Below are 22835 nucleotides of genomic sequence, written 5' to 3'. Positions count from 1 at the left end.
TCCCGGAAGCGCGCCCCCTATGCCCAAGTCGTCGGCCGTCAACCGCCGGATCATCCTGGCGGGAGCGAATCCTGGCCTGCGGCTGTTCGACGAGAACGGCAAGGTCACGGCGTACGCCTCGATCTGGATGGTCGACTGGTCGATCCGCGGTTCGGGTACGGCGGTGGTGCTCTGGTTCGACGGGATCGTCCGGGTGGTGTCCGAGGACGTCGACCTGGCGTCCTGGCTGGAGCGGTACTTCGTCCGCTCGTTCCTCGAGGTCCAGGGGCTGCCGTGGCACGAGCCGGCCGTCGAGCGGGACCTGGTCCAGGTCTCGATGAACCTCGCCGACGGGCTGAGCGCGAAGGCCGCGGACATCCAGATCGAGATGGGCGGCGTACTGGACCGGCGGCTGTTCGCGACCGACAGCTTCCAGCTCGCCGAGGGCAATCACAGCCTCAGCCTGGTGATCGCGCCGGTGCGTTCGGCGACCGTGTCGATCGGCGGCGCGTCCGTTCCCGGGTTCGTTCAGGTCGACGGTTCGCCGGACCGGCCCGGGTCGTCGGCGTTCCTCACGACGGCTGAGGTCTGGCAGCGCTGATCAGGGGCTGACCCACCAGTTCTCCATCCGTTCCACGGCGCGCTGATCGCCGTCGACGGCGCGTTGCAGGCGGAACAGGTACGCCGAGATGCCGGCCGCACCCTGCATCCACCCGACGCCCGGACGGAGCAGCGGATCCTCGTTGCGGTGCTCCACGAACCGCCAGTACCCGTCCGGGTAGGCGTGGTCGACGAGGGTGTCACCCATCCGTACGGCGAACTCCAGGTCCCGGTCGTCGCCGTCGCGGTGCCACGCGTCAAGGAACGCGTCGCCGACTCCCGCCGTACCGCAGCAGCGGCCGTCGTTGTCCCAGAACCCGGGGTGCAGCCGCTCGGGGATCCCGGAGTACCGCACGCCGTCCAGGCAGCGACGGCGCCACGTGGTGGGTGTTTCCCCGGCGACGGACGGTATGCCGGCGTACTCGAGGGCGGCGAACGCGGCCGCGGTACCGGCGCCGCCGTGGCACCAGTTGAACGTGAACTCGTCCCCGTGCCGCTCGGCCCACGGGATCACCCGCGGCACCCGGAATCCGCGGTCGTCGGTGACCCCGATCGTCACCAGATGCTCCGCCCCGCGCCGCGCCACGTCGACGAGCTCCGGCCGGCCGAGCTCCACCCCGGCCACCGCGAGCACTGCCGCGATCCCGGCCAGCCCGTGCGAGAAGTTCGGCATCTCGGTCGGCGCATCCTGCCGGAACCGCCGAGACACGAACTGCCAGTTCACCCCGGTAGGCAGCTCCTCCCGCTCCCCAAGCAACAGTTCCACCGCTCGGTGAGCCAGGTCGGTTGCGTTGCTGCCATGACGTAGTGACCAGAGAGTACCGAGCAGGATGGCGCCGGTGCCGAGGGTGATGTCGTTGGCGACGGCGCCGGGGGTGTAGCGCGGTTCGTCGAGGAAGGATTCCGGCCAGCCGTCGGTGGTTTGCAGGTTCTGCAGGCGGGTGAGGGCTGCGTCGGTGCCGGGTTGTTCGAGGGCGGTGAGTACGCCGATCGAGCTGACGAGTCCGACGAAGAACGTGGTGCCGGTCGCGGTCGGGATCGTCGTACGGATCCGGTCTCCGATCGCCACCGCCAGGTCCTGCTCCGCGGGCGTCCATGGGCGGGTCAGCCGAAGCTCGGCCAGTGCGTGCGCCAGCCCGCCGATGCCGTTGTGCATGCTGTCCCGGTCCTCCGGGTGCTCGTCACCGGCGTACTCCGGGATCCACGGGCCGTCGTCGTCCCACCGGACCTGGTCGAGCACCCACGCCCACGACGTTTCCGCGAGTTCGCCGTACCTCACGGCTTGGCGTTCCGCAGCCGGATGCCGCTCCACTCGAGCGTGCTGGTGGTCGCCGCCGCCCAGAAGTCGTGCAGCCGCGGCAGCACCCGCAGCTGGATCCCCGCCTCCTCGTGCAGCTCGAACAGATCCCCGACCCGCTCCGGCGGCCCCAGCGGCAGTACGTCGGTGGTCGCGACGACGGCGGCGTCGTGGTGCGCGACGAACGCCCCAGCGGGCAGCCGGTACGCGTACAGCTCGACGGTCCGCATCGCGTCCAGCCAGCCCTACTCGACGGCGTGCACGCGGGTACCGGAGCCGGCGCCGATGATCCGGTCGCGGTCCTCCGGAGTGGTGCCGGGCCCTACCCAGGCCATCGCCCGCGGGCACTCCCGCGGGAACCAGTAGTCGGGCGCGCGCTCGTGGCCGACGGCCCAGACGTACGGCGTGCCCTGGCGCGCCGTGTTCGCGACGTGCGGGCGGAAGATCTCGATGGTCGGATCCTCGGAGAAATGCAGAACCTCACCGGCAGCCGGGCGCATGCGCCGCAGCCTAGTCCTCGGGCGCGGTCAGCGCCCGGGGAGTTGTCACATAGCGGTGTACGGGTTGATGCCGCAGTGGTTGCGCAGCCACGGGTCGGGGTCGACCGCGACGCCGCCGCCCGGGTGCACCTCGAAGTGCAGGTGCGGGCCGGTGGTGTTGCCGGTCATCCCGACCGCGCCGACCTGGTCACCGGCGTACACGGTCTCGCCGACCGACACGCTGAACTTCGACATGTGGTTGTACCAGGTGGTGGTGCCGTCCTCGTGCCGGACCTGGACCTGACGGCCGTACGGGCCGGCCCAGTCGGCGAAGATCACCACGCCCTTCATCACGGCGCCGATCCGGGTACCGATCGGGGCGGCGAAGTCGAGGCCGGTGTGGTTGTGGGCCCAGCGGTTGCCGCCCTGCCCGAACGTCGCGGTGATGTGGTAGCCGGTCAGCATGATCTGACAGCGGGTCGCGGACTCACGGGCCGTCTTCTCGGCCGCGTCGGCCTTGGCCTTCGCGGCGGCCAGTGCGCTCGCCCGCTTGGCGGTGAGGGCTTGGCTGGCGTTCAGCTTCGCGGCCCGGGCCTTCGCCAGCTGGGTGGCCGCGGACTGCTTCTTGGTGGTCGTCGTGTCGGCCAGCTGGACCCGGGAGGAGTCACGGGTGGCGAGCTGGCGCGCCTGGATGCGTGCCGTGGTGATGCCGGACAGCTGCTGCCCACCGTCCAGGCTGAGGGCCGCGAGGTTGACCGCGGAGTTCGCCTGGGTCGGTGACGCCAGTGAGCTGTGGCTGAAGCCGACAGCTCCGGCGGCCGCGGCGAGCGCGGCGGTCAGTCCGACGATCTGGGTACTGCTCGGGGTGTTACGCCTGGCGACGCGATGCTTGGCACTATGACGTCCTGCGCCGTTCTTGCGCGCAGCGTTGCCGGGCGTGACGCGGTCTCCCGCGGCACGGTGCTGGGACACAACGTGGCCTTTCGGTCACAGGGGAGGGGATCTGTCCGCCCCCTCGGAGGGGTTATTCCCCGGGAGGACTCACAGACCATAACGGAAGGGTCACGGGGTGACAAACCCCGCCACCCACTTTTCCGCGGCTCCTTCACGAAACTTTTGCATGCGCGGCTGCACGTGCATCCGCCCGGAGCGCTCAGAAGGCTTCCCGGTCAGGCAGTTCTGTAGCGAGATCGAGATGTGCCAACACGCCGGTGATCCGGTGCACGACGTCACCGTGGAAGGGCAGCGACAGGTGGCCGACCCCGTGCACCCGGACGTTGGTCGCCCGCAGGTCGGGGTGCCGGATCCGGGCCCGGCGCTGCGGCACGATCAGCTGGTCGACGTCGCTGTAGAACGCCAGGAACCTGGTCCGGCAGTCCGGCGCCGGCTCGTCGAGCTCGGCCAGCAGGTCGCTGTCCGGCCGGATCTGCTTGACCAGTGGCCACGGCAGCAGCTTGGCGGCCATCGTGCCCTGGTGCGGCGTGCCGAGCGTGACGCAGGTGTGCACCCGGGCGTCGCCACCCAGGCGCTGCACGTAGTACCGCGCGATCAGCCCGCCGAGGCTGTGCCCGATGACGTGGATCTGGTCCGACCCGGACGCCTCGCAGATCGCCTCGATCTCGCGCCCCATCCGCTCGGCGGTACGGCGTACGTCCAGGGTCAGCGGCGAGTACGAGAACGTGTGGATGCTGCCGAACCCGTGCCGGACCAGGTGCCGGCGCATCAGCGCGAAGATCGTGTGGTTGTCGATGATCCCGTGCGCCAGCAGGATCGGCGTACCGGCGGCCTGGACGTCGTTGACCAGCAGGCCGCGCTGCGCCGGTCCGAGACCGGCCAGGTTCAGCCGGGCGGGCATCAGGGGCGCGCGGCCGATCAGGCCGAGCGGGTACATCGCGAGATGGGTGGTCAGCCAGCCGAGCTCGACCGCCGCGCCGTGCAGCACGCTCGGCGAGAGCGCGGAGCGGGCGCCGTACGCGAGTCCGTCCAACGCGCCTCTGACGTCGTCCTGCCAGTTGCTCATGGGCGACTCCTCACCAAACCAGACCCCCCGGTGGTCCGATCACTTTCAACGGTAACCGGTTCCCGCTGAGCGTGTGGGCGAACACACGCGTCCGTGTCTTATCTGTGAGTAACGGGGCGGGTTAGCCTGCCCACATGTCTGCTTCGAGTCCGTTGCGCGTTGTCGTCGCCAAGCCCGGTCTGGACGGTCACGACCGCGGTGCCAAGGTCGTCGCCCGCGCCCTGCGGGACGCCGGCATGGAGGTCATCTACACCGGCCTGCACCAGACCCCGGAGCAGATCGTCGAGACGGCGATCGCCGAGGACGCGGACGCGATCGGCCTGTCGGTGCTGTCCGGCGCGCACATGACGCTGTTCAAGCGGGTCCGCGAGCTGCTCGCGGAGCGGGAGGCCGAGGACATCGTGGTGTTCGGCGGCGGGATCATCCCGGACGCCGATCTGCAGCCGCTGGCCGAGCTCGGCGTACACAAGATCTTCACCCCGGGCGCGACCACCACCGAGATCGTCGAGTGGGTCCGCTCCAACGTCGGAGACGCCTCGGCACCGGCCTGACCGTTCTGAACACTTCTGAACAGGCATGCCCGTTTCCGCAAGGTTACTAATCGGTAATACCGAATCGTTAGGAAATGCCCGGTTGTGCGGGCTTCCCAAACGCGGTCGCATACAGCCATGCGGCTGTGCGTTTCAGAGACCGTAGAGAGTGCTGTGTGTGGCTCAGAACACATCGGCCGGTTCTCGGTTACTGTCCGGACAGGGTGGATCGCAGCGTGGTGGGGAACTGTGAACCATCACCGCAGGACCAAGCGACGTCCCGAATCGGGAGAGGGCAGGTAGACGATGAGGTTTGAACGATCACACGCACGCGGGGCGGCCTTCGTCGCCGTCGCAGGCAGCCTGGCGCTGCTTGCTGCCGCGTGTGGTAGTGGCGGCAACGGAAGCAGCAGCAGCGGGGGCAGTTCGACCGGGGCACTCGAGGGTCGGGGCCCGATCACGTTTGCCACCGGCAAGGACACGTCCGGCTTCCTGCCGAAGCAGGTCGAGGCCTGGAACGCGGCTCACCCGAACGAGAAGGTCGAGGTGAAGGAGCTGCCGGAGAGCGCGGACGCGCAGCGGCAGCAGATGGTCCAGGACGCCCAGACCAAGGCGGGCGCGTACACCGTGCTCAACATGGACGTCGTCTGGACGTCGGAGTTCGCGGCCAACCAGTGGGTCACGCAGATCCCCGAGGACAAGATTCCGGACCTCGGCAAGTTGATCCCGGCGACGGTGGAGACCGCGAAGTACCGCGACAAGCTGTACGGCGTGCCGATCACCTCCGACGGCGGCCTGCTGTACTACCGCAAGGACCTGCTCACCAAGGCGGGTGTCACCGCGGCCCCGAGCACCTGGGCCGACCTGCTCGCGGACTGCCAGAAGGTGGCGGCGCTGCCCGAGGGCAAGGGTATGAGCTGCTACGCGGGCCAGTTCGAGAAGTACGAGGGCCTGACGGTCAACTTCTCCGAGGCGATCAACTCGGCGGGCGGCGTGATCGTCGACAAGGACGGCAAGCCGAACGTCAACACCCCGGAGGCCAAGGCCGGCCTCGAGGAACTGGTGAACGGGTTCAAGACCGGCGCCATCCCGAAGGAAGCGATCACCTACAAGGAGGAGGAGAGCCGCCGCGCCTTCCAGGACGGCAAACTGCTCTTCCTGCGCAACTGGCCGTACGTGTACTCGCTGGCCAACAAGACCGACGGCTCGTCCAAGGTCGCCGGCAAGTTCGCGGTCGCGCCGCTGCCGGGCAAGTCCGGCCCGGGTGTCTCCTCGCTCGGCGGTCACGACTACGCGATCAGTGCGTTCGCCAAGAACAAGGCGACGGCGGTCGACTTCATCAACTTCATGGCCAGTGAGGCCCGCCAGAAGGCGAACCTCGAGGCGACCTCGCAGGCCCCGACCTGGGCGTCGCTGTACGACGACCCGACGCTGCAGAAGCAGTTCCCGTACCTGACTCCGCTGAAGGCCTCCATCCTCGGTGCGCAGCCGCGACCGAAGGTGGTCAAGTACGGCGACGTCACGGCGGTGATCCAGGCCGCGGCGTACGACGCTCTGAGCGGCACCACGACGCCGGACAAGGCGCTGGCCGATCTGCAGACCAAGCTGCAGTCGCTGATCACGAACTGATCGTCGTGCGGGGCCGGTGGGTGGAGCTGTCGTGACCACGCACCGGCCCCGGTTCGTCCCTGCCCGGGTGTCGCCCGGGGAGCAAAGGAGTCTCAGGTGACAGTAAGTGCGCCGGTCGCGGAACGACCGGTCAAGAAACCGAAGCGCCAGCAGCGCTTCGACGAGGGCACGGGCCGGCTGGCCGCGATCCTGCTCTCCCCGACGCTGATCGTCCTCGCGCTGGTGGTGCTGTTCCCGATCATCTCGGCGCTGCGCGAGTCGTTGTTCCAGAGTGGCCAGCACCTCGACGCGAACGGGTTCGTCGTCCAGGGCTCGCAGTTCGTCGGGCTCAGGAACTACGCCGACATCTTCCGCGGCGACACCGGGCACCGGTTCTGGAACGCGTTCTACAACACGACGTTCTTCACCGTGATCTGTGTCGTGCTGGAGACGATCCTCGGTGTCGCGATGGCGCTGATCATGCACAAGGCGTTCAAGGGCCGGGGCATCGTCCGGGCCAGCATCCTGGTCCCGTGGGCGATCCCGACCATCATCTCGGCGCTGCTCTGGAAGTGGATCTTCCAGGCCGACGGGATCTTCAACGCGATCATCGGCACCCAGGTGCTGTGGTCGACCGACGGCTGGCAGGCCAAGTTCTCGATCATCATCGCGGACACCTGGAAGACCGCGCCGTTCATCGGCCTCCTGGTCCTGGCCGGGCTGCAGACCATCCCGGCCGAGGTCTACGAAGCCGCCAAGGTCGACGGTGCCAACGCCTGGAAGACGTTCACCAGGATCACGCTCCCGCTGGTGAAGCCGGCGCTGCTGGTCGCGGTACTGTTCCGGATCCTCGACACGCTGCGGATCTTCGACCTGCCGTTCGTGCTGGTCGGGCCGCACAAGGACTCGGTCGAGACGCTCTCGATGCTGGCGTACGACGAGGCGTTCAACGTCAGGTACGGACCGGCGGCGGCGTACGCGACCGTGCTGTTCATCTACGTCGCGGTGGTCGCCTACATGTTCGTGAAGATCCTCGGCGCCGACGTGATCGGCGAAGCCCGGGCCAAGAAGCCGGGTGGTGGCGGCGGCAAGGGCTGGCGCCGGCGGAACGCGGTCAAGGCCTCGCCGGGCACTTCGGTCGGTGCCGTCAGCATGGGAGGTGGAATGTAATGGCTGCCGTAGCTCCTCAGCCCGCCGAGGCCGGCCCGCTGCGCCGGTTCGCGCCGCTGCTCGGCGTCGCTGTGATCGTCATCTACTGCCTCGCGCCGTTCTACTGGATGCTGGTGTCGGCGTTCCGCCGGCCGTCGGACCAGTTCTCGAACAAGATCATCCCCGCGCCGTTCTCGTTCCAGAACTTCAAGGACGTGTTCACCGGGGACAACGGCTTCGGCCGGGGTCTGCTGAACAGCCTGATCGTGGCCGGGTCGGTGACGATCCTGACGCTGATCATCGGCATGGTCGCGGCGTACACGCTGGCCCGGCTGGACTTCAAGGGCAAGAACATCGTGCTGGCGATCATCATCACCACGTCGATGTTCCCCGGCATCTCGCTGGTCGTTCCGCTGCTGAAGCTGTTCGTCGACATCAAGTGGATCAACACGTATCAGGCGATGATCGTGCCCAGCCTGTCGTTCGCGCTGCCGCTGGCGGTGTGGAACCTGACCGCGTTCTTCCGGCAGATGCCGCAGGAACTCGAGCAGGCGGCGATGGTGGACGGCTGCACGCCGGCCCAGGCGTTCCGCAAGGTCATCATCCCGTTGGCGGCGCCCGGTGTGTTCACCACCGCCATCATCACGTTCATCGCGGCCTGGAACGAGTTCCTGATCGCGCTGAGCATGACCAACAAGAAGTCGATCCAGACCGCGAACGTGATCATCTCGCAGTTCACCGGTACGACGGGCCGCGACCAGCCGTTCGGCAGCCAGATGGCCGCCGGTGTGGTGGTCACGATCCCGCTGGTCATCGCCGTACTGCTGTTCCAGCGCCGGATCGTCGCCGGCCTGACCGCGGGTGGCGTCAAGTGAGCCGCGACCGCTGGGACCGTGAAGACCGGGACCGCCGCGACCGCGAGGACCGCGACCGCAGGGACCGGGAAGACCGAGACCGCCGCGACCGCGACGACCGCGACCGCCGGGACCGCCTCCGCTGAAAGCCGCAACTGAAACGGCCGGAGCCACCAGGCTCCGGCCGTTTCTCGTTGTAGTTCTGGTGGTTTGGCGGCCATCTGACCGTACATCTAAAGTAACTCTCCGTGCCCGCCCATGCCTTCGTCGACGAGTCGATCCGCAACGGCTACCTGCTGTCCGCCGCGGTCGTTCCTGTCGCCGAGTTGTCCATCGCTCGTGGCAAGCTCCGTGAACTCTGCAAACCTGGGCAGCGCCGCCTGCACATGAAGGACGAGAACGACAGCCGTCGCCGCGAGATCCTGAGCACGCTGACCGGGCTCGACCTGCAGGTGTACCTCTGCCGTGCATCGCTCGCCGGCAGGCCGGTGCGTGCCGGGCGAGATGAGTGCCTCCGGGCACTTGTGCCCGCGTTGCTTGAGCACGATGTCTCCAGGCTCGTCATCGAGTCCTGTAACCAGGACCGACGGGACAACCAGGTGATCCAGCCGATGGCCGGAGCGTTCGTCGCGGCCGGCAGGTTCGCATGGGTACACGCCAAGCCTTCTACTGAACCACTGCTCTGGGCGGCCGACGCGACGGCTTGGGCAGTCGGCAGGGGTGGCGACTGGCGGCGGCGAGTACGGGAAATCATCAGGTTCACTGCGGATCTGGCCTGAGATCGGTTCAGATACGCGAAACCCGGGCGACCAGTCGTCCGGCTGGCTCCCGGGTCCACTTCCGCAGGCTAATGCCCTGGCGAGAGTCAGTATATATACAGACTTTGGCGATCATCAAAAGGATTCCTGCTCCTGCCCTTGACGATCGCCAAAATCTGTTGAGGTTTCAGACCTGCAGCCAGACGGTGGTGTCCGGGGGTAGCTCGTCGTTCGTCAGGGGTGCGCTGCTCAGCAGGCGCTTCTTGAGGGGTGGTAGTGGGATCGGAGCGTCGGTGATGTTGACGATGCAGCGGAAGCCGGGGGTGCGGGTGAATGACAGGACGCCTTCGGGGGCGTCGGTGTCCCAGACCAGTCGGCCTTCGCCGAGGGCGGGGTGGTCGTGGCGGATGCGGAGGGCTGCCTTGTAGAGGCTCAGGTGGCTTTCGGGGTCGTCGGTCTGCGCCTCGGCGGTGAGCGGGGCCCAGTCGGACGGCTGCGGGAGCCAGGGTTGGGTGGTGCCAGGCCCGAAGCCGTACGGCGGTTCCGCGCCGGACCACGGGATCGGCACCCGGCAGCCGTCGCGGCCGCGGACCGTGCGGCCGGAGCGTTCCCAGGTCGGGTCGTCGAGCTTGTCCTCTGGGAGGTCCTCGACCTCGGGCAGACCGAGCTCGTCACCTTGGTAGATGTACGCGCCACCAGGCAGCGCCAGCTCCAGCAGCGCCGCGGCCCGGGCCCGGCGCAGACCGAGGGCGAGATCCGTGGGTACGACGCCCGCACCCTCCAGCGCGTCCTTCAGTTCCCGTCCGTACCGCGTGCGGTGCCGGATCGTGTCGTGGTTGCTCAGCACCCACGTCGCCGGCGCCCCGACCGCCCACAGGTTCTCGGTGGTGTGGTCGATCACCTCGCGCAGTTCCTTCGCGTCCCACTTCGCCCGCAGCGCGTCGAAGTTGAACGCCGAGTGCAGCTCGTGCGAGCGGACGTACTGCGCGAGCCGCTCGGCCGGGGACAGCCACGCCTCCGCCACGAACACCCGCGGGCCCTGCGGCGTGTCGGCGTACTCGTCGGCGATCGCCCGCCAGCGCTGGTGGATGGTGTGCACGCCAGGCTGGTCGTAGAACGGGTTCCCGACGTACTTCTCCCGGGTCGGCTCGCCGTTCTCCACCGGTACGTCGGGCAGCGCCGGGTCCTTCGCCATCGAGTCGGCGACGTCGATCCGGAACCCGTCCACGCCGCGGTCGAACCAGAACCGGAGGATCGAGTCGAACTCCTCGATCACCTTCGGGTGCTCCCAGTTCCAGTCCGGCTGGGAGATGTCGAACAGGTGCAGGTACCACTGCCCGTCCTCGATCTGTTGCCAGGCCGGCCCGCCGAACGCGGCCGGCCAGTTCGTCGGCGGCTTGCCGTCCTCGGTGTCGCGGAACCAGAACAGGTCCCGCTCCGGCGAGCCCTTCCCGGCGGCCAGTGCGGCCTTGAACCACGGGTGCTCCCAGGAGCAGTGGTTCGGTACCAGGTCGATCAGGATCCGCAGGCCGAGCGCGTGCGCCTCGGCGATCAGCGCGTCGGCGTCGGCCAGCGTGCCGAACTCCGGGTTGATGTCGCGGTAGTCGGCCACGTCGTACCCGCCGTCCAGCAGCGGGGACGGGTACCAGGGGCTGATCCAGAGCGCGTCGACGCCGAGGTCGGCGAGGTACGGCAGCCGGGCGCGGATGCCGTTCACGTCGCCGGTGCCGTCACCGTCCGCGTCCGCGAACGACCGGGGGTACACCTGGTAAACGACAGCACTACGCCACCAGTCGTCAGCTGGTCTGGTTTCGGAATCGGTCATGCGAACAAGCCTCGCACGGTGCGGCGAGCGCCTGTGACAGTCGTCTCAGCCAGTACCCCGGCTGTTGCTCTCGGCACAAGGGTGGCTAGTGTCAGGAATCCGTACAGGCGAGAGAGGGACCACACTCGTGGATCTGATGGAATTCCAGGCGAAGACGGTCTTCGCCAAGCACGGGGTGCGGACGACCGTGGGTGAGGTCGTCACGACTCCGGAGGAAGCGCGCGCCGCTGCCGAGAAGATCGGCGGCAAGGTGGTCGTGAAGGCCCAGGTCAAGACCGGCGGCCGCGGCAAGGCGGGCGGCGTCAAGCTGGCCGCGAACCCGGACGAGGCGGAGGAGAAGGCCCGCGAGATCCTCGGGCTGGACATCAAGGGTCACGTCGTCAAGATCCTGAACATCGTCCCGGCCGCGGCGATCGCCGAGGAGTACTACTTCTCGTTCCTGGTCGACCGGGCGAACCGCAACTACCTGTGCATCGCCTCCGCCGCCGGCGGCATGGAGATCGAGGAGGTCGCGCACACCAACCCGGACGCGGTCGCGAAGATCTCGATCGACCCGGCCACCGGGGTGGACGAGGCCAAGGCGCGGGAGATCGCCACCACGGCGAAGTACCCGGCCGACGTGATCGACGCCGTCGTACCGGAGATCGTCAAGCTGTACGAGGTGTTCATCGCCGAGGACGCGTCGCTGGTCGAGGTGAACCCGCTGGTCAAGCTCGCGGACGGCAACGTCGAGGCGCTGGACGGCAAGGTCACGCTGGACGAGAACGCGGACTTCCGGCACCCGGAGCACGCCGAGTTCGAGGACGTCACCGCGGCCGACCCGCTGGAGGCGGCGGCCAAGGCCAAGGGCCTGAACTACGTGAAGCTCGACGGCTCGGTCGGGATCATCGGCAACGGCGCGGGTCTGGTCATGTCGACCCTGGACGTCGTCGCGTACGCCGGTGAGGAGTTCGGCGGCGTGAAGCCGGCGAACTTCCTGGACATCGGTGGTGGCGCGAGCGCCGAGGTGATGGCGAACGGCCTGGAGATCATCATCTCCGACCCGCAGGTGGAGAGCGTGTTCGTGAACGTCTTCGGCGGCATCACCGCCTGTGACGCGGTCGCGAACGGCATCGTGCAGGCGTTCGAGCTGCTGGCCTCCCGCGGCGAGGCCGTGAGCAAGCCGCTGGTCGTCCGGCTGGACGGGAACAACGCCGAGGAGGGCCGCCGGATCCTCGACGAGGCGGGCCTTGCCGGTCTGGAGCGGGTCGACACGATGGACGGCGCCGCCAAGCGCGCCGCCGAGCTGGCTGCGAAGTAAGGGATCGCCGAACAATGTCTATCTTCCTGACCAAGGACAGCAAGGTCATCGTCCAGGGCATGACCGGCTCCGAGGGCACCAAGCACACCACCCGGATGCTCGCCTCGGGCACCAACATCGTCGGCGGCGTCAACCCGCGCAAGGCGGGCCAGACCCAGGACTTCGACGGCAAGTCGGTCGCGGTGTTCGGCACCGTCGCGGACGCCGTCAAGGAGACCGGCGCGAACGTGTCGGTCATCTTCGTCCCGCCGAAGTTCACCAAGGACGCCGTACTGGAGGCCGTCGAGGCCGAGGTGCCGCTGGTCGTGGTGATCACCGAGGGCGTGCCGGTGCACGACACCGCCGCGTTCTTCGCCGCCGCGCAGGCGTCCGGCAAGACCCGGATCATCGGCCCGAACTGCCCCGGCATCATCACCCCGGGCGAGTCGAACGCCGGCATCATCCCGGCCAGCATCGCCGGCCAGGGCCGGATCGGCCTGGTCAGCAAGTCCGGGACGTTGACGTACCAGATGATGTACGAGCTGCAGGAGTTCGGGTTCTCGACGGCGATCGGGATCGGTGGCGACCCGATCATCGGGACCACGCACATCGATGCGCTGCAGGCGTTCCAGGACGACCCGGACACCGACGCGATCGTGATGATCGGTGAGATCGGTGGTGACGCCGAGGAGCGGGCGGCCGCGTTCATCAAGGAGAACGTGACCAAGCCGGTCGTCGGGTACGTCGCGGGCTTCACCGCGCCGGAGGGCAAGACCATGGGTCACGCCGGCGCGATCGTCTCCGGTTCGTCCGGTACCGCGGCCGCGAAGCAGGAGGCCCTCGAGGCCGTCGGCGTGAAGGTCGGCAAGACGCCGTCCGAGACCGCCAACCTGATGCGCGAGATCATGCAGGGCCTGAACAAGTAGTACCGCAGGAACGGGACCTGCCCCGCGAGGGTGGGTCCCGTTGCTATTTGTAGGCGGCGGAGCGGTCGACCGCGCGGGCCAGCGTCTCGTTGAACGCGGCGTCGGTCAGGTCGAGGTCCTTCAGCACCGGGAACAGCAGGTACACCGCGCGGTCCCCGGACCCGGCGATCCCGATCCGGTAGTGGTACTTCTTGCCGTCGCCGCTGTCGTACGTCGCGGTCCAGCTCTTGCCGGTGATCGTGCTGGTCTTGAGCGTCCCGGTGGACTGGACCTTCGCGTTCGAGACGTTCTTCTCGCAGGCGTCGACGTTCTTCCGGATCTTCGCGACGAAGTCCGACGCGGCCGCCGCGGTGGCGAACTTCACGACCGTGTCGTCCATCCCGAACTCGGTCGGCACCTTCGCCTCCGGTGCGACGTACGTGAAGGTGCCGGCCTTGACCGGCTTCACCTTCTTCAGGCTGAGCTTCTCGCAGCCGGTGCCGTCGCCGGGCTGGGCGGCGGTGCTCACCCACGGCTTGTCCACCTCGGCGAGCAGCGGCAGGTCGACCGGGGCCATGAAGCCCGGGTTGTCGGTGTTCGGCAGCAGGGCCGGCGTCACGACCGGGGCGCCGGTGGCACAGCCGCCGGTCTCGGCGCAGATCTTCTTCGCCGCAGCGCTCGTGGTGGCCAGCACGACGTCCGGCTTCGGCGGGGTCACCGCTAGCGTGTCGTGCTCGACGACCATCGTCGCCTGCCCCGCCAGGGTCACCGAGACGGTCCGGTACTTCGTCGTCTTCGCGCCCGGGACCTGCCCGAAGACCGCGATCACGCCGGTCTGGCCGACGCCGGTGGTCACGTAGCCGGCCGTCAGCCGGGTCTGCGGGGTGGTGCACTGGCTGAGCCAGTGGACGACCGTGTTGTACGTCTTCGCGGCCGTGGCCTTGTCGTTGGACACGTCGATGTACTGCACCGCGGTGTCCTTGGTGGTCGGGTTCTGCAGCGTGCGGACCCAGGTCCGGAGCCCGGCCGGGTCGGCGAACCGCTGCAGCTGGCAGGCGAACGAGGTGTCCGGCGCCGAGTCGCCGCCGGCCGTGCCGGTGACCTTCCAGGCGCCGGTCGCGCCGAGCGTCTTCGCCGCGGTCGCGTCCATCAGCACCTTGTCGTCCGACAGCACGTTGGACTGGCTGGACTTGTCGTCGGTCGGGCTGCTGCCTGCCTTCGGCCCGGGCGACTTGTCGCCGCCGAACGCGTTCAGCGCCGCGACGCCGCCGCCGCCGACCAGGACCACGACCGCCACGCCTGCCGCGATCGTCTGGTTCCGCTTGCGCGCCTGCTCGCGCCGCGCCTCCCGGGCAGCGGCTCGGGTGCCGCCGCGTTGTCCACGGTGGGAACCGGCCAAAGCTCGACCTCCTGACTGATTCCACCCGACAGTACCGGGTAGGCCCATGCCACTCCCACTCCGCTACCACCAGGCGAACGGTCCGGAACCGAGCGTGAGCAGGCGGGCTGAAGTCTCCCACATCCGGCGTGTCAGGACGAGCCAGGTCCGGGGCCGGGGAGACGATGGGAGTCAGATGACCGACATGCTGAGCCGCCCGGGCGCGCGGGACGGCGAAACGCCCACGTCGGAGATCACCGCCGAGACCAAACCGCTGCCGGTGGCGGCCGTGATCTCCGCCGGAGCCTGCCTGCTCACCGGCCTGCTGACCTGTGCCGCGGTCGCGGTGATCGGCTGGCTGGGCGCCACCTTCGGCGGTGCGTCCGGTGCGGTCCGCGCCGGTGCGGCCGCCTGGCTGGTCGCCCACAAGGCGGGTGTGACCATCGGAACCGGCCGGATCAGCGTCGCGCCGCTCGGTCTCACCCTGTTCTTCGCCTGGTGCCTGTACCGCGGCGGCAAGTCCGCGACCCGGACCAGCGGTGCCGACCGGACCAAGGAACTGATCGGTCTCGCGCTCGGGTTCGCGGCCGTCTACGGCCTCGGCGGGCTGGTCGTGGCGTTGCTCACCGAACAGGGTTCGCTGAAGGTGTCGCCGCTGTCCGGGTTCCTCGGCCCGTTCTCACTGGCCCTGGTCGCCGGTCTCGCGGGCATCATCGTCGAGTCGGGCGCCGGCCACGACCTCGCCGACGCCACCCCGGCCGGCCTGCGGGACGCCGTACCGGCCGCGATGGCAGCGGTCCTCACGATCGTCGGGCTCGCCTCGGTGCTGTACGGCGTACTGCTCGCGATCCACTTCTCCCGGATCACCGGGATGCTCGAACTCCTGAACGCCGGGGTGATCGGCTCGGTCGTGCTGTTCGCGATCTGCCTGATGCTGGTGCCGAACATGGTGCTCTACGTCGTCGCGTTCCTCGCCGGACCCGGTTTCCAGCTCGGGACCGGGACGACGATCGCGCCGACCGGCGTGAACGTCGGCAGCCTGCCGGCGCTTCCGCTGCTGGCCGCGGTCCCCGCGGACGGGTCGACGCCGACGTACCTGCTGGCGCTGACCGCGCTCGTGCCGCTGGTCGCCGGGGTGGTCGCGGGCCTCGTCGTCGTACGGCGGGGGCTCGCGGAGCGGGACGCGGACGCGCTCGGCTGGGACGCGTTCGCGCTGCGCGGCGGGATGGCGGCGGTGATCGCGGGCGTCGTACTGTTCGCGCTGCTGGCCGTGTCGGGCGGCTCGGCCGGACCGGGCCGGATGTCCGTGGTCGGAGTCCCGGGCGCGCTGCCGGCGGCCGGCGTACTGGTCGCCGGGATGGCGATCGGAGCGGCGATCACGGCCGCGGTGGTTGCCGCGCGGCGACCGGCTGACGGAGAAGCCGACACCGAGCGATAGGCTTCCGGCCGTGACTTCTGCTGCGCCTGACTCCGGTTCCGCACGCCTTGTCGTGCTCGTCTCGGGGTCGGGGTCGAACCTGCAGGCCTTGCTGGACGCCTGCGCGGACCCGGCGTACGGCGCCCAGGTGGTCGCTGTCGGCGCCGACCGGGACGGCATCGCGGGCCTGGACCGGGCCGCGGCCGCCGGCGTGCCGACGTTCGTGCACACGGTGAAGTCGTACGCCGAGCGCGCCGAGTGGGACCGCGCGCTGACCGCGTCGGTCGCGGAGTACAAGCCCGACCTGGTCGTGTCGGCCGGCTTCCTGAAGCTCGTCGGCGACGACTTCCTGGGCGCGTTCGGCGACCGCTACATCAACACCCACAACGCGCTGCTGCCGGCCTTCCCCGGGATCCACGGTCCCCGGGACGCGCTGCGGTACGGCGTGAAGGTCGCCGGGGCGACGCTGTTCTTCGTGGACGGCGGCGTCGACACCGGGCCGATCATCGCGCAGGTCGTCGTACCGGTCGAGGACGACGACACCGAAGAAACCCTGACCGAGCGGATCAAGGAGGTCGAACGCCGCCAGCTGGTGGAGTGGGTCGGCCGGCTGGTCCGCGACGGCTGGACCATCACCGGACGAAAGGTTCGACTGAAGTGAGCACCGACCGCAGGCCGATCCGCCGCGCGCTGATCAGCGTCTACGACAAGACCGGTCTGGAGGAGCTCGCTTCGGCGCTGCACGCCGCCGGTGTCCAACTGGTGTCGACCGGTTCCACCGCGGCCCGGATCGCCGCGGCCGGCGTACCGGTGACGAAGGTCGAGGACCTGACCGGGTTCCCGGAGTGCCTGGACGGGCGGGTCAAGACGCTGCACCCGCTCGTGCACGCCGGTCTGCTCGCCGACCTGCGGAAGCCCGACCACGTCGCGCAGCTGCAGGAGATGCGGGTCGAGCCGTTCGACCTGCTGATCAGCAACCTGTACCCGTTCACGGAGACGGTCGCGTCCGGCGCATCGGTCGACGAGTGCATCGAGCAGATCGACATCGGCGGCCCGTCGATGGTCCGCGGCGCGGCGAAGAACCACGCGAGCGTCGCGGTCGTGACCTCGGCCGCGCAGTACCCGTCGCTGCTGGCGGCGCTCGGCGAGGGCGGCTTCTCGCTCGAGGAGCGCAAGCAGCTGGCCGCGGCGGCGTTCGTACACACGGCCGAGTACGACATCGCGGTCGCGTCCTGGATGGGCAACGTACTCACGGACTCCGGCGAGGGCTCGGGCTTCCCGGCCTGGGTCGGCTCGTCCTGGGACAAGTCCGCGGTCCTGCGGTACGGCGAGAACCCGCACCAGCCGGCCGCCCTGTACCTGAACGGCCGCGGCGGTCTCGCGGCGGCGGAGCAGTTGCACGGCAAGGAGATGTCGTACAACAACTACGTCGACGCCGACGCGGCCCGGCGTACCGCCTATGACTTCAGCGAGCCCGCGGTCGCGATCATCAAGCACGCGAACCCGTGCGGCATCGCGGTCGGCAAGGACATCGCGGAGGCGCACCGCCGGGCGCACGAGTGCGACCCGGTGTCGGCGTACGGCGGTGTGATCGCGACGAACCGCCCGGTCACCGTGGACCTCGCGAAGCAGGTCGCGGAGATCTTCACCGAGGTCCTCGTCGCCCCCGCCTTCGAGGACGGCGCCGCCGAGATCCTGCAGGCGAAGAAGAACATCCGCCTGCTGGTCGCCCCCGCGGTGTCCGCCGACGAGACCGTCGAGCTGCGCGCGATCAGCGGCGGCCTCCTCCTCCAGCACCGCGACCGCTTCCAGGCCCCCGGCGACGACCCGTCGTCCTGGACCCTGGCCGCCGGCTCGCCCGCGTCCCCCGAGGTGCTGGCCGACCTGGCCTTCGCCTGGAAGGCCTGCCGCGCCGTCAAGTCCAACGCGATCCTGCTCGCCGCCGACGGCGCCTCGGTCGGCGTCGGCATGGGCCAGGTCAACCGCGTCGACTCCTGCCGCCTGGCCGTCTCCCGCGCCGGCGACCGCGCCACCGGCTCCGTCGCCGCCTCCGACGCCTTCTTCCCCTTCCCCGACGGCCTCGAGGTCCTCATCGAAGGCGGCGTCAAAGCAGTAGTCCAGCCCGGCGGCTCCATCCGCGACGAAGCCGCCATCGAGGCAGCAACCAAGGCCGGCATCACCATGTACTTCACCGGCACCCGCCACTTCTTCCACTGACCGCCATGGCCGACCGGATCGAGAGCCCTCGCCTGCAGGAACTCGATCCGGCCCGGACTGCCGAGTTCTGGGCCGAGATCGCGGAGCAGGGCACTCCGCTGGTCGAGCCGGGGCCGGACGGGGACGTCTGGCTGACGTTCCTGTGCCGGTCCCGGGAGCCCGTGTCGGACGTCTCGGTCTTCGGCGGACCGGCCGGCTGGGACCCGCCTGCCAACGTGATGCAGCAGTTGCCGGGTACCGACGTCTGGTACCTGACCTTCCGGGTCGGCGCCGATCTCCGCTGCACGTACCGCCTCGCCGTCGACGATGTCGGCAGTACGGCGGCCAACGCCGAGGACTGGGCCGAGCGGACCGCGCACTGGTTCGCCGATCCGCTCAACCCGGCGACGTTCGTCTATCCCGAGGACGAGGCGACGGACAGCCACGAGACCGTCATCTCGTTGGCCTCGTTGCCGGACGCGCCCCCGCAGCCGTGGCTCGCTCCCGGGCCCGAACGTGGTGCGCTGGCGCAGTACTCGCATCGCAGTGAGGTGCTCGGCAACGAGCGGCGGATCTGGGTGTATACGCCTGCGGGCTACGCGCCGGACGCGGAGCCGCTGCCGTTGCTGCTGCTCTTCGACGGTGACACGGTGCTGGGACCGATGCCGACGCCGACGATCCTCGACAACCTGATCGAGGCGGGCCGGATCCCGCCGATGATCGCCGTACTCGTCGACAGCCTGACCCAGGAGGTCCGCAACCGCGAGCTCCCGTGCGGTGCGCCGTTCCTGGAGTACCTCACGGACGAGCTGCTGCCATGGGTCCGCGAGCGTTACCGGATCACGACCGATCCCGAGCGCACGATCGTCGCCGGCCAGAGCCACGGCGGACAGGCCGCCGCGTTCGCCGCACTGCGACGACCGGACGTGTTCGGCAACGTCGTCTCACAGTCGGGCTCGTTCTGGTGGCGCCCCGACGACGACCCCGAACACGAATGGCTCAGCCGCCAGTACGCCGAAGCTCCCCGCCAACCCATCCGCCTCTGGCTCGAGGCCGGTCTCCAGGAACGCGGTCAGACGCCCGGCAGCGGCCCGTCGATCCTGGTCGCGAACCGGCACCTGCGCACGATCCTGCGCAGCAAGGGCTACGACGTGCAGTACTCCGAGTTCAACGGCGGCCACGACTACGCCTGCTGGCGCGGATCGATCGCCGAGGCTCTGATCGCCCTTACCTGAAATCGCGGCAGTAGGCGGCGTGGCTCAGTTGGGGACGATCAGGCCGAGGACGGCGATGGCGGTGGCGGTGAGGAAGAGGAAGGTGATGTCGAACATGCGGCTGCGGACGTGCAGGAGGCCGGCTTTGGGGTCGGTGAGGGTGGCTCGGAGGAGGCCGGCCAGGCCGACGGCGCCGGCGAAGATGAGGACGCCGTTGCGCCAGTTGTAGAACCAGAGCACGACCAGGCCGGTCAGCGCGACCAGGAGGGACAGCGCCAGCGGCCACTGGCTCCGGCGCGGGGTCTCGCCTGCCATCAGCACGTCACTTCACCGCGGGAGGGCTGCTTCGGCAGCCTCGACCACGTTGCTGAGGAGCATCGCGCGCGTCATCGGGCCGATCCCGCCGGGCATCGGGGCGATCCAGGCCGCCTGCTCGCGGGCCGCCGGGTCGATGTCGCCGACGATCCTGCCCTCGGCGTTCCGGCTGGTGCCGACGTCGAGGAGGACCGCGCCGGGCTTCACCATGTCCGCCGTGATCAGCCCGGCCGAACCCGCCGCCGCGATCACGATGTCGCCCGTACGCACCACCGCGCCAAGGTCCTTCGTACCGGTGTGGCACTGGGTGACGGTCGCGTTCTCGCTCCGCCGGGTGAACAGCAGCCCCATCGGGCGCCCCGCCGTCACCCCGCGGCCGACGACGACCACGTGCGCGCCGGCGATCGGTACGTCGTACCGCCGGAGGATCTCCACGCAACCCTTCGGCGTACACGGCAGCGGGCCGTCCTGGCCGAGCACCAGCTTGCCGAGGCTCATCGGGTGCAGGCCGTCGGCGTCCTTCGCCGGGTCGATCAGCCCGAGGATCGTGTTGGTGTCGACGTGCTTCGGGAGCGGGAGTTGGACGATGAAGCCGGTGCAGTCCGGGTTCTCGTTGAGCTCCCGCACCTTGGCCGCGATCTCGTCCTGGGTCGCGGTGTCCGGCAGCTCGACCTGGATCGAGGAGATCCCGACCGCCGCGCAGTCCCGGTGCTTGCCCGCCACGTACGCCCGGCTGCCCGGGTCGTCCCCGACCAGAATCGTGCCGAGCCCAGGCACCACACCCTGCTCGGCCAGCTTCGCGACCCGGACCTTCAACTCGTCCTTGATCGCCGCCGCCATCGCCTTACCGTCCAAAATCTGCGCCGTCACCCGAAGAGTCTCCCACGCCCGGTCCCGGCCGCCGATCCCGGATCGCCAGCCCATCACAATCGCCACCACGGCAGCCAGTTGACCGGAGACCACCGGCGCCACGCCCGATTGTGATGGCCTGGAGATCCACCACCCACCCGGTCGGGGTTCAGGGGGTGAGTTTGTAGATGGTGGTGTTGCCTACGGTGGTGGGGGTGTAGGTGGATTGGATCCAGGATTGGATCTCGGTGGCTGTGGAGGAGCTGCCGCCGGGGCCGGCTTGGGTACCGGAGATGTAGTACGTGATCTTGCCTTCGGCTACCCATTGCTTGAATTGGGCGAGGGTGGGGGCGTTGTCGGTGCCGCTGAAGCCGCCGATGGCGATGACGGACTTGCCGGTGGCGAGTTCGAGGGAGGCGGCGGATTGGGAGCCGGTGGTGGCGGCGGCCCAGGTCGTGGTGGTCTTGGAGAGGAGAGCTGTCAGTTCGCTGCTGGCTGAGGCTTCGCCGCCCATCCCACCTCCACCCGTCCCTGCACCTCTGGCGGAACCCGTCGAGCCCGGGCGGGTGCCGGAGGGTGGGGTGCCGCCGCTGGGGCCGCCGCCGATGGCGGTCGAGGATGGGCCCGCGGTGGGGATGGAGCCGGTGTGGGGCTGGGATGCGGTGGCGGCGGCGTACGTCGTGGTGCCGAGGCCCAGGGAGAGCGTGACGGCGAGTACGACGGCCGGTAGAGCTCGGCGCCCCAGGAGCACGAGAATGCAGGCCAGTACGCCGGCCCCGACGACGGCGTACTTCGCCCACGGTGCGAACGTCGGCGTCCGCGTGAGCAGCACGTAGTCCCACACCGCCGTCGGCAGGATCATTGCCGCCAGCAACCACCGGTGCCGGAACCCGAGCCACACGCCCGTCCCGACCAGCCCGCCGATCGCCGGCGCCAGCGCCACCGCGTAGTACGGGTGGATCGTCCCGCTCATGAAGCTGAACACCGCGCCGGTGACCAGCAGCCACCCGCCCCACAGCACGATCCCGGCGCGCAGCAGGTCGGTCCGCGGCGCGCGCCGGCGTACCCACAACCCACCGGCCAACGCGATCAGTGCGGCCGGCAACAACCACGAGATCTCGGTCCCGAAGGAATCACCGAACATCCGCGTAATCCCAGTACTCCCACCAAAACCCGAGTTCCCGCCACCGCCACCGCCGCCGTTCCCGGACCCGCCGAGCAGCCGCCCGAGCCCGTTGTACCCGAGCGCCAGCTCCAGCAGCGAATCGTTGGTCGACCCACCGATGTACGGACGGCTCGACGCCGGCCAAAGCTCCACCAGCGCGACATACCACCCAGCACTCACAACCACCGCACCGAAAGCACCGACCAGATGCACCACCCGCTTCCGCAGAGAAGCAGGCGCCGCAACCAGATACACCAGCCCGAACGCCGGCAGCACCAGGAACGCCTGCCCCATCTTCGTCAGGAACGCGAACCCGATCGCCACCCCCGCCAGCATCAACCACCGCGCCGACGCCCGTTCCAGCGCCCGTACGACGAAGTACGCCGCGGCCACCAGCAAGAGCACCAGCAACGCGTCCGGGTTGTTGAACCGGAACATCAGTACGGCGACCGGCGTCAACGCCAACGCACTACCGGCAACAAGCCCGGCGACCGGCCCGGCGACCCGGCGAACGGTCAGGTACAGCAGCCCGACGGCCCCGATCCCCATGAACGCTTGCGGTGCGAGCACTGTGAAGCTGTTGAAGCCGAACACCCGCGCGAGCGCCGTCGCCACCCACAACGCGCCCGGCGGTTTGTCCACCGTGATCACGTTCGCGGCGTCGAGCGACCCGAACAGCCAGGCCTTCCAGCTCTGCGTCCCGGCCTGTACGGCGGCAGCGTAGAAGCTGTTGCCGTACCCGGACGCGGTCAGGTTCCACAGGTACAGGAACGCCGTACCGACGAGCATCGCCAGCGCGGCCGGCCGGACGTACGCCGACTGCGACGCCGGACCGCGGGCGAACCGCCGGAGCCGGCCCGGTGGCCGGGCCGGTGGTTCGGCGAAGTCCTTCGCGGTGGGCCTGTCGAGCAGCGTCGTCATGGTCATCTCCAGTTCGCGGGTCGGCTTCCACTGACGACGGTGCCAAGCGGGACTCCAACGACCCTGGGCGTCGGCTGGGAGGTCGCTGTGAGCCGGG

At 69.3% G+C, this 22835-nt stretch carries 20 protein-coding genes and 1 pseudogene; 12 read left to right on the top strand and 9 right to left on the bottom strand.

Going from position 1 to position 22835, the window contains the following annotated elements; translation table 11 throughout:
* Positions 1-19: 19 nt before the first annotated feature.
* The gene (locus tag ACFV9C_RS34235) at positions 20-580 is read left to right on the top strand and encodes a hypothetical protein (protein WP_380200134.1); all 561 of its coding nucleotides are present in this window, start codon (positions 20-22) and stop codon (positions 578-580) included.
* Here ACFV9C_RS34235 and ACFV9C_RS34230 read toward each other — a convergent pair whose 3' ends face one another.
* The 4 genes and pseudogenes from ACFV9C_RS34230 to ACFV9C_RS34215 all read right to left on the bottom strand — a co-directional run bounded on the left by ACFV9C_RS34230 (position 581) and on the right by ACFV9C_RS34215 (position 4375).
* Complete coding sequence (locus ACFV9C_RS34230) at positions 581-1858, bottom strand: lanthionine synthetase LanC family protein (protein WP_380200132.1); 1278 nt, start codon at positions 1856-1858, stop codon at positions 581-583.
* Positions 1855-2376: pseudogene (locus ACFV9C_RS34225) on the bottom strand (DUF6886 family protein). Before ACFV9C_RS34225 ends, ACFV9C_RS34230 begins: the two are co-directional and overlap by 4 nt.
* Positions 2377-2421: 45 nt before the next feature.
* The gene (locus ACFV9C_RS34220; protein ID WP_380200130.1) at positions 2422-3327 is read right to left on the bottom strand and encodes a M23 family metallopeptidase; all 906 of its coding nucleotides are present in this window, start codon (positions 3325-3327) and stop codon (positions 2422-2424) included.
* A gap of 181 nt (positions 3328-3508) precedes the next feature.
* Positions 3509-4375, bottom strand: coding sequence for an esterase/lipase family protein (locus tag ACFV9C_RS34215; RefSeq protein ID WP_380200128.1), 867 nt, complete (start codon positions 4373-4375; stop codon positions 3509-3511).
* Between the two features lie 134 nt (positions 4376-4509).
* On the opposite strand from ACFV9C_RS34215, the gene ACFV9C_RS34210 reads away from it, so the two are divergent.
* The 5 genes from ACFV9C_RS34210 (at position 4510) to ACFV9C_RS34190 (ending at position 9295) form a co-directional block, all read left to right on the top strand.
* Complete coding sequence (locus ACFV9C_RS34210; RefSeq protein ID WP_380200126.1) at positions 4510-4926, top strand: cobalamin B12-binding domain-containing protein; 417 nt, start codon at positions 4510-4512, stop codon at positions 4924-4926.
* A gap of 285 nt (positions 4927-5211) precedes the next feature.
* Positions 5212-6534, top strand: a complete 1323-nt coding sequence (locus ACFV9C_RS34205) for an ABC transporter substrate-binding protein (protein ID WP_380200124.1) — start codon at positions 5212-5214, stop codon at positions 6532-6534.
* A gap of 96 nt (positions 6535-6630) precedes the next feature.
* Positions 6631-7683 (top strand): carbohydrate ABC transporter permease, encoded by a 1053-nt coding sequence (locus ACFV9C_RS34200; protein WP_380200122.1) that lies wholly within the window; start codon positions 6631-6633, stop codon positions 7681-7683.
* Positions 7683-8537 carry a carbohydrate ABC transporter permease gene (locus tag ACFV9C_RS34195; protein WP_380200120.1) on the top strand — a complete coding sequence of 285 codons (855 nt, stop codon included), beginning with the start codon at positions 7683-7685 and terminating at the stop codon, positions 8535-8537. Before ACFV9C_RS34200 ends, ACFV9C_RS34195 begins: the two co-directional genes overlap by 1 nt.
* A 227-nt stretch (positions 8538-8764) precedes the next feature.
* The gene (locus ACFV9C_RS34190; protein ID WP_380200118.1) at positions 8765-9295 is read left to right on the top strand and encodes a hypothetical protein; all 531 of its coding nucleotides are present in this window, start codon (positions 8765-8767) and stop codon (positions 9293-9295) included.
* A gap of 166 nt (positions 9296-9461) precedes the next feature.
* Here ACFV9C_RS34190 and ACFV9C_RS34185 read toward each other — a convergent pair whose 3' ends face one another.
* Positions 9462-11099: a glycoside hydrolase family 13 protein gene (locus ACFV9C_RS34185; protein WP_380200116.1), complete on the bottom strand. Its 1638-nt coding sequence runs from the start codon at positions 11097-11099 to the stop codon at positions 9462-9464.
* A gap of 127 nt (positions 11100-11226) precedes the next feature.
* Here ACFV9C_RS34185 and sucC point away from each other — a divergent pair, with 127 nt between their 5' ends.
* On the top strand, positions 11227-12399 hold the full coding sequence (gene sucC, locus ACFV9C_RS34180; protein WP_380200114.1) for an ADP-forming succinate--CoA ligase subunit beta: 1173 nt from the start codon (positions 11227-11229) through the stop codon (positions 12397-12399).
* A 14-nt stretch (positions 12400-12413) separates the two neighbouring features.
* Positions 12414-13304: a succinate--CoA ligase subunit alpha gene (gene sucD / locus ACFV9C_RS34175; RefSeq protein ID WP_380200112.1), complete on the top strand. Its 891-nt coding sequence runs from the start codon at positions 12414-12416 to the stop codon at positions 13302-13304.
* A 43-nt stretch (positions 13305-13347) separates the two neighbouring features.
* Here the strand turns inward: sucD and ACFV9C_RS34170 are convergent, their stop codons facing one another.
* Positions 13348-14682 (bottom strand): hypothetical protein, encoded by a 1335-nt coding sequence (locus ACFV9C_RS34170; protein ID WP_380200110.1) that lies wholly within the window; start codon positions 14680-14682, stop codon positions 13348-13350.
* A gap of 175 nt (positions 14683-14857) precedes the next feature.
* Here ACFV9C_RS34170 and ACFV9C_RS34165 point away from each other — a divergent pair, with 175 nt between their 5' ends.
* The 4 genes from ACFV9C_RS34165 to fes are packed head-to-tail and all read left to right on the top strand — an operon-like array spanning position 14858 to position 19509.
* The gene (locus tag ACFV9C_RS34165; protein WP_380200108.1) at positions 14858-16099 is read left to right on the top strand and encodes a DUF6350 family protein; all 1242 of its coding nucleotides are present in this window, start codon (positions 14858-14860) and stop codon (positions 16097-16099) included.
* 10 nt (positions 16100-16109) lie between these two features.
* Entirely contained in the window at positions 16110-16739 is a 630-nt protein-coding gene (purN, locus tag ACFV9C_RS34160) for a phosphoribosylglycinamide formyltransferase (RefSeq protein ID WP_380200106.1), read from the top strand.
* Entirely contained in the window at positions 16736-18295 is a 1560-nt protein-coding gene (purH, locus tag ACFV9C_RS34155; RefSeq protein ID WP_380200104.1) for a bifunctional phosphoribosylaminoimidazolecarboxamide formyltransferase/IMP cyclohydrolase, read from the top strand. The genes purN and purH overlap by 4 nt, the downstream gene beginning before the upstream one ends.
* 5 nt (positions 18296-18300) lie before the next feature.
* Positions 18301-19509, top strand: coding sequence for an enterochelin esterase (gene fes, locus ACFV9C_RS34150; RefSeq protein WP_380200102.1), 1209 nt, complete (start codon positions 18301-18303; stop codon positions 19507-19509).
* Positions 19510-19533: 24 nt separating this feature from the next.
* Here the strand turns inward: fes and ACFV9C_RS34145 are convergent, their stop codons facing one another.
* The 3 genes from ACFV9C_RS34145 to ACFV9C_RS34135 form a co-directional block, all read right to left on the bottom strand.
* Positions 19534-19803, bottom strand: a complete 270-nt coding sequence (locus ACFV9C_RS34145; protein ID WP_380200100.1) for a DUF3017 domain-containing protein — start codon at positions 19801-19803, stop codon at positions 19534-19536.
* A gap of 12 nt (positions 19804-19815) precedes the next feature.
* Positions 19816-20673, bottom strand: a complete 858-nt coding sequence (locus ACFV9C_RS34140; protein ID WP_380200098.1) for a bifunctional methylenetetrahydrofolate dehydrogenase/methenyltetrahydrofolate cyclohydrolase — start codon at positions 20671-20673, stop codon at positions 19816-19818.
* A 148-nt stretch (positions 20674-20821) separates the two neighbouring features.
* Positions 20822-22738: an ArnT family glycosyltransferase gene (locus ACFV9C_RS34135; RefSeq protein ID WP_380200096.1), complete on the bottom strand. Its 1917-nt coding sequence runs from the start codon at positions 22736-22738 to the stop codon at positions 20822-20824.
* Positions 22739-22835 lie beyond the last annotated feature (97 nt).

The organism is Kribbella sp. NPDC059898 (assembly GCF_042730855.1).
Classification (GTDB): domain Bacteria; phylum Actinomycetota; class Actinomycetes; order Propionibacteriales; family Kribbellaceae; genus Kribbella.
This window is presented reverse-complemented; position numbering and strand designations above follow the sequence as displayed.